Source organism: Stutzerimonas stutzeri (genome assembly GCF_000935215.1).
Lineage (GTDB): Bacteria > Pseudomonadota > Gammaproteobacteria > Pseudomonadales > Pseudomonadaceae > Stutzerimonas.
The window spans coordinates 20,968-30,977 of the sequence record NZ_JXXD01000132.1 but is presented as its reverse complement, the minus strand read 5'-3'; the positions used below and the strand labels follow the sequence as shown (position 1 = coordinate 30,977).

Below are 10,010 nucleotides of genomic sequence, written 5' to 3'. Positions count from 1 at the left end.
CTCGGAGCAGCTAGCTTCGATTGGCGCAGCCGCCATACCGCCGGTATAATCCGCCGGCCTTCTGGGGGCCTATAGCTCAGTTGGTTAGAGCAGAGGACTCATAATCCTTTGGTCCACGGTTCGAGTCCGTGTGGGCCCACCACCTTTTAAAGCCGCGCACTGCGCGGCTTTTTCGTTTATCCCTGCTGACGGACGACTCAGCGACGCCGCCGGGTTCAGCCCTCCGCTCGCCGGCCGCGCCCACTCTCCATTAATAACCAAATCGCATATAAACATCAGGAAAGGTTTCTGGACTCTCTAAGCTGACGCCTCTATCTTGCGCCGCGGGCCCGCTGTTTCGACGCGCGCCTCAGTCGCCACCCTTAAGGACGTCCATGCTTCCAGAATCGCTGCCGCTGTTGTTCGTCTGCGCCTTGCTGATCTGGGTATTGGTGGCGTTCGTAAGAGAGAGCTGGAGCCCGGACATCGTCGTGGCGATTGCCGTGGCGGTGCTGCTGACGACGCAGCTGCTGACGCCCGGGGAAGTGCTGGGCGTGCTGTCCAACTCGGCCCCGGTCACCATCGCCTGCATGTTCATCATTTCGGCGGCGCTCGAACGCACCGGCTGCATCGATGCGCTGGGCAACTGGCTCGGTAATCTGGTGGGTACCAGCCCTACACGAGTGCTGTTCGGCCTGACGATCACCGCACTGGTGATTTCCGCCTGTCTGAACAATACGCCGGTAGTGGCGATCCTCACGCCGGTGGCGATTTCCCTGGCCAAGCGCGCCGGCACGACGCCCTCGAAACTGCTGATTCCGCTGTCGTACGCCACGATTCTCGGCGGCACGCTGACGATGATCGGCACCTCGACCAACATCCTCGTCGATGGTGTGGCGCGCAAGGCTGGGCTCGCCCCTTTCGGCATGTTCGAGATCACCGGGGCGGGCTTGATCATGGCCGCCGCAGGCATGGTCTATCTGCTGACCATCGGCAAGCATCTGCTGCCGGAACGCGACACGCTGTCCAAGTTGCTCGGCCCGCGCCTTGATCGCAACTTCATGACCGAGCTGCGCGTGCCGTCGAACTCACCAGTGATCGGAAAGACCCTCGCCGAGGCCAACCTGAACGGCGGCAGCGGGCTGCAAGTGCTGCAGGTAAACCGCAACGCGCAGCTGTTCAGCCGCCCGGAGCATGACTTCACCCTGACCGCCGGCGATCTGCTGATGATCCATGGCCAGGTAAAGGACGTGGTGGAGCTGCGCGAAAGCGGCCACCTGACCTTTAACCGGGGCGACGCCTTCGAAACCATCAGCAGCGAAGACGTGATCCTTGCCGAAGCCATCGTCGGCCGCGGCTCGCGCTACAGCCACCGACCGATGCGCGACCTCGACCTGTCCGCGCGCTACGGCATCAGCGTCTTGGCCGTGCACCGGCAGGACGAGAACATTCAGGGCAACTTTGACGATTTCCAGCTGCAGTTCGGCGATGTGATGCTGGTCGAGGGCACGCCTGCGCAGATCAAGCGTTTTGCCGACAACGGCGAGCTGATCAGCCTCAACGCGGTACAGGAGCGCGCCTTTCGCCGCGACAAGGCACCGATCGCGATCATCGCCACCCTGGCGGTCATGGTGTTGGCAGCCTTTGGCGTGATGCCGATCGAAGGCCTGGCGATCATTGGTGCGGCCGCGGTGTTGGCGACGCGCTGTCTGGACGTCGAGGACGCCTACAAGGCAGTCGACTGGAAGATCCTCAGCCTGATCTTCGGCATGCTGGCAATCAGCATCGCCATGGACAAAGTTGGCCTGGTACAGCTGGTCGTGCAGAACGTGACGGCCATTACCCCCTGGGCCGGCCCGCTGTTCATGCTGTCGTTCATCTACCTGCTGACCTCGATGCTCACCGAGATGCTGTCGAACAACGCGGTGGCCGTACTGATCACTCCGATCGCAATCGGCCTGGCCCAGCATCTGGGGGTCGACCCGCGCGCGTTCGTGGTCGCCGTGATGTTCGCCGCCAGCGCCAGTTTCGCCACGCCGATCGGCTATCAGACCAACACCTTCGTCTACAACGCCGGTGGCTACCGCTTCACCGACTTCCTCAAGGTGGGCATACCACTGAACCTGCTGTTGTGGGTCGTGGCGACGCTGGTGATTCCGCTGTTCTGGCCGCTCACGCCGCTCTGACGATAAGGCTTGCCCTGGATCATTGACCGTCCAGGCGTTCAGTTTCATGCTCTCGGGCCTTTGCCCCCGACGAACAAGAACAAGGAGCGCGCCATGAAACTGGAAACTCTCGCCATCCATGCAGGCTACAGCCCGGACCCGACCACCCGGGCGGTGGCGGTACCGATCTACCAGACCACTTCCTATGCCTTCGACGACACCCAGCACGGCGCCGACCTGTTCGATCTGAAGGTGCCGGGCAACATCTATACACGCATCATGAATCCCACCACCGACGTGCTCGAGCAGCGCGTCGCGGCACTGGAAGGCGGGGTGGCGGCACTGGCCGTTGCCTCGGGAATGGCGGCAATCACCTACGCCATCCAGACCATCGCCGAAGTCGGCGACAACATCGTCTCGGTCGCCAAGCTCTACGGCGGTACCTACAACCTGTTCGCCCATACCCTGCCGCGCCAGGGCATCGAAGTACGCTTCGCCGCCCACGATGACATCGCCGCCCTGGAGGCGCTTATAGACGAACGCACCAAGGCGGTGTTCTGCGAATCCATCGGCAACCCGGCGGGCAACGTCATCGACCTAGCCGCCCTGGCCGAAGCCGCACACCGCCACGGCGTGCCGCTGATCGTTGACAATACCGTCGCCACGCCGATGCTCTGCCGCCCCTTCGAGCATGGCGCGGACATCGTCGTGCACTCGCTGACCAAGTACATGGGCGGCCACGGCACCAGCATCGGCGGCATCGTGGTCGACTCCGGCAAGTTTCCCTGGGCGCAGCACAAGGAGCGCTTCGCGCTGCTGAACACGCCCGATGTGTCCTACCACGGCGTCACCTACACCGAAGCGTTCGGTCCCGCCGCCTTCATCGGCCGCTGCCGCGTGGTGCCGCTGCGCAACATGGGCGCGGCCATTTCGCCATTCAATTCGTTCCTGATCCTGCAGGGGCTGGAAACCCTGGCGCTGCGCATGGAACGCCATTGCGAGAATGCACTGAAGGTCGCCGAGTTCCTGCAGGCCCATCCGCAAGTGGCCTGGGTCAAATACGCCGGGCTACCGGATCACCCCGAGCACGAACTGGCTCGCCGTTATATGGGGGGCATGCCGGCGTCGATCCTCTGCTTCGGTATCGAGGGCGGCATGGAAGCCGGCGCGCGCTTTATCGACGCGCTCAAGCTGGTGGTGCGGCTGGTGAACATCGGCGACGCCAAGTCCCTGGCCTGCCATCCAGCCAGCACCACGCACCGCCAGCTGAATGCCGAGGAACTGGCCCGCGCCGGTGTGTCACAGGACCTGATCCGGCTATCCATCGGTATCGAGCACATCGACGACATCCTCGCCGATCTGGCCCAGGCGCTGAGCGCGTCCAAGGGCTGACTCGCGCTTGATATCCGCCGCCGAGGCTCCACATTAAGGGCATACCGCCGTGGAGCCTCGTCATGACCGAATCACTGATCGTCCCCTGCGCGCACTGCGCCAGCCTCAATCGTATCCCCGCGGACCGGCTGCACGACGCACCGCGCTGCGGCCGGTGCAAGGCCGAGGCGTTGCCAAGCGCTCCGTTCGACTTGCAACAGAGCCAGTTCGCCAACCAGATCAAGGGCGACCTGCCGCTACTGATAGATGTCTGGGCCAGCTGGTGCGGGCCCTGCCGCAGTTTCGCCCCGACCTTTGCGCAGGCTGCCAGCCAGCTCCAGGGCCGCTGCCGCCTGGCCAAGCTCGACAGCGAGGCCAATGCACAGCTGTCGACGCAACTTGGCATCCGCTCGATTCCCAGCCTGATCCTGTTCCGCAAAGGCCGTGAAGTCGCCAGACAGAGCGGCGCCATGCCGTTGCCGCAGCTGATGGCGTGGCTGGCGCAGCACGGCGTGAAGTAAGTCACCGCAAGGAGGAAGTTCCGCTGAAATGTGCACGCAGCGCGTATACCGGAACGATTGTCGACGCCGTCGAGTCCACTGAACATCAGTGACTCAACAGGAGCGCCTTATGTTCGACAAGCCTTCGCATACATTCGAAATTAACTACATCTACCAGAACGATCCGCGCGCCGAGACCTATGACGCCGATGTGGGCAGCCTGTCTCAGGGCGAAGCGGCTCGCCATCTCATCGAGCTACACAATGGCGACGCCGAGAACAGTCTGGTGATGCCTAAAGCGGGTGCTGACGAAGCACAGTTACTTGAGCAGGCCGAGGTCATGGGCATCACCGACATCCGCGTTACCCGTGTGCCCAAGCAGGAGAAAGGCGAAACCCCTGCCCATTACAAACAGCCCTGACCTGATAGCTCGCCCTGCAAGCAGGCAGGCCCCTCAGTAGTAGTACCAGCGCAGTTGTAACCGGACTTCAGTTTCGGCCTCGGCGCGATGGCTGAAGCTACGCTCCAGGCCCAGACGCAGGCCGATATCGTCATACAGTTCGAACTGCTGAGCGAAGCTGATGCGTCGGCGCACTTCGCCGTTGTGGAAATAGTCGCCGCGCGCTTCAAGGAGCAGATTTCCCGCTCTATTCCGCCAGAGCAGTCCGCTATCGAAACCCGCGGCCGGACTGATGGCCGCGCCGAAATCCGGGTTGTGCTCAAGCCGGGCCGTAGCCAAAGCAAAGCCGAGCAGACCGTCTCCAAACTGCCACGTGAAGCCACCGCCGCCGTTGAGATGCCCCACCAGTCGATCCTGATCAGCCTCCGGCACGCGTTCCAACCCCGCGGCGATCTGCCAGGACCAGGGCCTCAGCAACGGCGTAACGGGCGTCAATGAACGAATTCCGGCCAGGTCCAGCCGTTGCAGCGTCCAGCGGTTGCCTTCGTACTGACGCATCCGCAGCTGGGCGATTTCAATCTGCGCGCCCATCGGAAAGCCTTCGAGATTGTCGAGCAGGTCGTGATAGGCCATGCGCAGCCCATACTCGGCGAAGGCTCGATCACCGTGGCTGCCGAGGCCGAACTGCAGCGTGCGTGACTCATGGCCATATTCAGGCAGAACCGGCCGCTCGACCTCCAGGCGAGGCGGCGGATTACGATTGATTGCCTGCAGCAGACGATAGCTTTGAGCGGCATTGGCCGCATCGCGCACCTCTCCGGTGACGCGATAGCGAACCAGGCGGTAAGCGCCATCCTGAATCAAGGCGCGGCGTTCTGCCGGCAGCTTGAGATAGTCGCTCTGCTTAAGCACCTGTGGATCGTCGGCCAGTTGGCGAACCCAGGTTAGTTCCTCGGTTTCGAGTGGCTCGGTGCGAGCCAGCAATTCTCGCTCACGCGAAGGGCGGTAATCGATACCCTCGACAAGCCCTGCATCGATCACGGCGCGCACGGTGTCGGCCGGTATTGCAGTTAACGGAAACTGCGCAGTCAGCCTGAGCCCGGGCCGGGCGATTTCCAGCAACTCAAGCAGGCGGTACGAGCAATTCTCGTCAAAGAAGAAGTAATCGAAGCGTATCTGCTTGAGCTCCCAGACATGCTCAAGCATCCGCCCCGTCTCATCCGGCGTCAGATTCAGCCGGTATTCCCACAGATCACGATTCTCTAGGCGGCTGTACTCGCCGATCTTCTCGCGATACGGCAGCAGCGAAAACAATCCGGGATAGCCTCCCATCAGGCCCTTCCAGGCATAGAGGATGCTGTTATCTAACCCTTCGATGAAGGCCCCGAAATTGAGCGCGGAACTCAGCAGGGGGCTACCCTGTGTATCGATGTTGGCCTGATCGATACGCAGCAGCGTATGACCGAACATTGATGATGGGCTATTGAGATAGGCCGCTGGGAAGACCAGCACGGCCCTGTGCGGCGCGACTTCGGCGAACCAGATTGTGAATTCGGAGCACTCGACCGCTGGCAGATCGGTCAGGCTCAACTGCTCGCGTAACCAACGGGTGCGCGCGGGGTAGACACATTGAGCATGCGGGTCACCCTGATCCGCGGGAGCATAAAGGGCGGCGAGCGTCGCCGCGAGCTCAGCCGCCGGATCTTGTTCGCCGCCCTCGGCCAGGAAGAAGCCATCATCATCGACATAGCTTCGCCAGCCGCCAAGCTTGCCGCGCTCGTAGTGACCAAGCGAATGCCAGTAGGCCTCGTCGGCAAGCCGATGCAAGGCAGAAACAGGGGGTGGAGAAGCCAGCACGACGGCGCTTAGGCTACATAGCGCCAGCAATAGCAGGGGTCGAAGCATATTCGGCCAATGGCAAGCGGATATGAAAGTGCCCGCCGGAGCGGGCACAATGGTAGGCGCGTGAAACTCAGGCCTGCTCGACGTACTGAGCCAGACGAGCATCCGCTTTGAGCACCGCCAGGGTAGCAGCATGGACCTGTTCGGCGGTCACATCGGCGGAGCTGAAGATTTCGTCGAAGTGCGCCTGGGTGACGCTGGCGAAATGTGCGCGATCCTCAGGCTTGATGCCCAGCACGACGGCATAGGTCGTCAGCGCCTCACCTTCGCCCATGGCCATGTCTTCAGACAGTTCGGTCATGATGCTGCCGAGCACCAGCATCGGTTTGCCGTTGTACTGCAACGCCCCATCAGTGGAGCAACCATTGGTACCGGAGGTCATGCCGAAGGTGGCATTACCGGATGTCCCGTTGGTGATCGAAGCCACTAGGTGCGACGGCAGACCGCGCTGACCTTCGAACAGCATGTTGCCCCAGCCGCAACCCGGCCCACCCGGAGCGGTGGCGAAGGCACTGGCGGAAGCGGTAAGGAGCAGGGACGCTAGCAGAATCCGTTTCATGATCGTTCTCTTTGGTGGATAACCGGCGCCCTCGCCGGCTGCGCTGTAGCTTTGGCAGGGCAGTGGACAGTGTCAAGCTAAAAAGGCCCGCACCGCTGAACAGTTCAAGCTAAAGCCGCCGAGACCTTTCCGCCTACCACATAGCCATACCGCCCAGCCAAATACCAACGCGTCAGCATTAGCTGTGCAGCGACATGTCATATCGCCATCTTTCATGATAGTTTCCGCGACCGCGCGTCAAGGAGCGCGCATGTCCGCAATTACAAGGAGCTGTCGTGAAACTAACCCCTATCATTCTCGCCGGTACGATTCTCGCCTCTACCGGCTGCGCGAGCGGCCTGAATTCATATCAGAAATCCGAACTTCGCCACTATGAAGCCGCCGGGCTGGCGGTCGAAGAGAAAAGCCCCGCCCTCGGGACGGCACTCGGCCTGCTACCCGGCGGTGGCTCGTTCTACGGTCGGGAGTACGGTTTCGGCGTGGTCAACTTGCTGTTCTGGCCCCTGTCCATCCTGTGGGACCCGGTAAGCGGGCACAGCGCAGCGGAAACGATCAACTATCACGCGACCAAGCAGCACGTCAGCAAGCTGGAAAACAGCGAGATGGACGCGCTGGAAGATCAATTGGCGCAGAACCAGATCGATCTGACCCACTACACCCTGCAAAAGCGCAAGATCGAAGCGAAGTACGACTTCAACTGATTGCTTGGCCGGCAACGGCCCAGGCCCGCAACCGGCTTCGCGCCAGCCGCTGAGGGGTGCTTCAACTGCCCGAAAGCGCCTCGCGCGTCACCAGATCCATGAAGGCCTGCGCCAGCGGCGACTGCTCCTGGCGGCGCTTGACCAGCCACACAGCTGTGGTGGCGTCCTGATCCGACAGGGTGCGGAAGCGCACTCCGTCGATACGGATACGGCGAAAGGATGCCGGCAGCACCGACACGCCCAATCCCGCCGCGACCAGTCCGATAATTGTCAGAGCCTCGTTCGCTTCCTGCGCGATTCGCGGGCTGAATCCCGCCTGTCGCGCCAGATTGAGCAACTGATCGTAGAGCCCGGTGCCGTAGCTGCGCGGAAAGAACACGAAGGGCTCGTCGGCCAGCTCCGCCAGAGCCAGGCCCTCCTCCCCTGCTTCGGCAAGCGAATGCCCCGTATGCATCAGCGCTACCAGTGGCTCGCTGAACAGCTCGACGGTCTGCAGGCCCGGCGGCAAGGCAAAGGGACGGATCATGCCGACCTGCAGCGTCTCGTCCTGCACCGCGTCGATCACCTGCTTGCTGGTCATCTCCTGCAGCGCGAGGTGCACCGCTGGGAAGGCCTGGCGAAAGGCCAGAATCGCTCGCGGCAGAATCGACGTGAAGGGCGCTGACGAGGTGAAGCCGACCTGCAGCTCGCCGATCTCACCCTGCTCGGCACGCCGCACCACATCGACCGACTTGTCCACCTGAGCCAGCGTGCGCCGGGTCTCGTCGAGAAACAGCCGCCCCGCGTCGGTCAGCGACACCCGGCGGTTGGTGCGGTCGAACAGGCGCACGCCCAGCTCCTGTTCCAGAGCCTGGATCTGCTGGCTAAGCGGCGGCTGAGAGATGCGCAGCAGTTCGGCTGCTCGACCGAAGTGCAGCTCTTCGGCTACTGCCACGAAATAGCGTAGATGTCTCAGTTCCACGTGCGCCCCAAACGATTCGTAAAACATATCAATAAGGTCGAATAATATATTGGATAGCTTAAACAAAGCTTCCTATCATTTCGCCCATAAACCCGAACAACAGCAATCGCGCCCGCCGATCGAAAAAATGATCACAGGCGTAACGGGCCGCTTTTGGCCGGAAAAAGCGAATCGGACAGAGGTCTTCATCGTGAGCAGTACGCACGGCGCCAGTGGCGCGTCAGCAGAGATACCTGCGCCTGGCGCGCCCATCAGCCATACCGAGAAAGGCACGCAGCGCTTCGCGCGCACTGCCCTGGCCCTGTTCGCTGGCGGCTTCGCCACCTTCGCCCTGCTGTACTGCGTGCAGCCAATGATGCCCATGCTGTCGCAGGCGTTCGGCATCAACGCAGCGCAGAGCAGCCTGATCCTTTCGCTCTCGACCCTGACACTGGCCGTCGGATTGCTGATCACCGGACCGATCTCCGATGCCATCGGCCGCAAGCAGGTGCTGGTCGTCTCCCTGCTCGCTGCCGCCGTGTTCACCGTCGGCAGTGCACTCGCACCCAGCTGGGAAGGCGTACTGCTGATGCGCGCGCTGGTCGGCTTGGCGCTCAGCGGGGTGGCTGCGGTGGCCATGACCTACTTGAGCGAAGAGATCCACCCGCACCACCTCGGCCTGGCGATGGGGCTGTATATCGGCGGCAATGCCATCGGCGGCATGAGCGGACGCTTGCTGAGCGGCGTGCTGGTGGACTACCTGTCGTGGCACAGCGTGCTCGGAGTGATGGGCGGTCTGGCGCTACTGGCGGCGCTGTTGCTCTGGCGCTTCCTGCCGGAGTCGCGGCACTTCCACCCACGCCCGTTGCGCCTACGCGGCTTGCTGCAGGGCTACACACTGCATTTTCGCGATGCCGGCCTGCCGTGGCTGTTCCTGCAGGGGTTCCTGCTGATGGGCAGCTTCGTCACGCTGTACAACTACATCGGCTATCGGCTGATCGCCGAGCCGTTCCACCTCAGCCAGACCATGATCGGCCTGCTGGCGGTGCTCTATCTGTCGGGCATCTACAGTTCGGCACAGGTGGGCGCGCTCGCTGATCGCTTCGGCCGGCGCCGAGTGTTCTGGCTGGTGATCGCTCTGATGCTGGCAGGCGTGGCCCTGACCCTGTTCGACCGACTGCCGCTGGTACTGCTGGGCATGCTGCTGTTCACCTTCGGTTTCTTTGGCGCCCATTCGGTGGCCAGCAGCTGGATCGGCCGCCGCGCGCAACAAGCTCGTGGCCAGGCGTCGTCGCTCTATCTGTTCAGCTACTACCTGGGCTCAAGCATCGCCGGCACGCTGGGCGGCGTCTTCTGGCACGCTGCCGGCTGGGACGGCGTAGGTCTGTTCATCGCCTCGCTGTTGCTGATCGCCGTCGCTGTAGCCCTGCACTTGGCGCGCCTGCGCCCACTGCCGGAGCCGCAAGCGGCTCACTGAGCCGGTAAAGCAAAAC

Annotated in this window: 9 protein-coding genes and 1 tRNA gene; 7 read left to right on the top strand and 3 right to left on the bottom strand. The window is 62.5% G+C overall.

Going from position 1 to position 10,010, the window contains the following annotated elements:
• Positions 1 to 65: 65 nt before the first annotated feature.
• The 5 genes from LO50_RS14195 to LO50_RS14175 all read left to right on the top strand — a co-directional run bounded on the left by LO50_RS14195 (position 66) and on the right by LO50_RS14175 (position 4,436).
• Positions 66 to 142 (top strand) — tRNA-Ile (locus LO50_RS14195).
• 190 nt (positions 143 to 332) lie between these two features.
• On the top strand, positions 333 to 2,165 hold the full coding sequence (locus tag LO50_RS14190; protein WP_336434167.1) for an SLC13 family permease: 1,833 nt from the start codon (positions 333 to 335) through the stop codon (positions 2,163 to 2,165).
• 93 nt (positions 2,166 to 2,258) lie between these two features.
• On the top strand, positions 2,259 to 3,536 hold the full coding sequence (locus tag LO50_RS14185) for a bifunctional O-acetylhomoserine aminocarboxypropyltransferase/cysteine synthase (RefSeq protein ID WP_044315412.1): 1,278 nt from the start codon (positions 2,259 to 2,261) through the stop codon (positions 3,534 to 3,536).
• A 62-nt stretch (positions 3,537 to 3,598) separates the two neighbouring features.
• The gene (gene trxC / locus LO50_RS14180; RefSeq protein WP_044315411.1) at positions 3,599 to 4,036 is read left to right on the top strand and encodes a thioredoxin TrxC; all 438 of its coding nucleotides are present in this window, start codon (positions 3,599 to 3,601) and stop codon (positions 4,034 to 4,036) included.
• A 109-nt stretch (positions 4,037 to 4,145) separates the two neighbouring features.
• Complete coding sequence (locus LO50_RS14175) at positions 4,146 to 4,436, top strand: hypothetical protein (protein ID WP_044315410.1); 291 nt, start codon at positions 4,146 to 4,148, stop codon at positions 4,434 to 4,436.
• A gap of 33 nt (positions 4,437 to 4,469) precedes the next feature.
• Here LO50_RS14175 and LO50_RS14170 read toward each other — a convergent pair whose 3' ends face one another.
• Together LO50_RS14170 and LO50_RS14165 are read right to left on the bottom strand one after the other, a co-directional pair.
• Positions 4,470 to 6,320, bottom strand: coding sequence for an Lnb N-terminal periplasmic domain-containing protein (locus LO50_RS14170; RefSeq protein WP_044315409.1), 1,851 nt, complete (start codon positions 6,318 to 6,320; stop codon positions 4,470 to 4,472).
• A gap of 67 nt (positions 6,321 to 6,387) precedes the next feature.
• Positions 6,388 to 6,876, bottom strand: a complete 489-nt coding sequence (locus LO50_RS14165) for a DUF3015 domain-containing protein (protein ID WP_044315408.1) — start codon at positions 6,874 to 6,876, stop codon at positions 6,388 to 6,390.
• Between the two features lie 275 nt (positions 6,877 to 7,151).
• Here LO50_RS14165 and LO50_RS14160 point away from each other — a divergent pair, with 275 nt between their 5' ends.
• Positions 7,152 to 7,577 (top strand): hypothetical protein, encoded by a 426-nt coding sequence (locus LO50_RS14160; RefSeq protein WP_044315407.1) that lies wholly within the window; start codon positions 7,152 to 7,154, stop codon positions 7,575 to 7,577.
• 61 nt (positions 7,578 to 7,638) lie between these two features.
• On the opposite strand, the gene LO50_RS14155 is transcribed toward LO50_RS14160, so the two are convergent.
• Entirely contained in the window at positions 7,639 to 8,538 is a 900-nt protein-coding gene (locus tag LO50_RS14155) for a LysR family transcriptional regulator (protein WP_044315415.1), read from the bottom strand.
• Between the two features lie 190 nt (positions 8,539 to 8,728).
• Here LO50_RS14155 and LO50_RS14150 point away from each other — a divergent pair, with 190 nt between their 5' ends.
• Positions 8,729 to 9,994 (top strand): MFS transporter, encoded by a 1,266-nt coding sequence (locus LO50_RS14150; protein ID WP_152623981.1) that lies wholly within the window; start codon positions 8,729 to 8,731, stop codon positions 9,992 to 9,994.
• Positions 9,995 to 10,010: the final 16 nt, after the last annotated feature.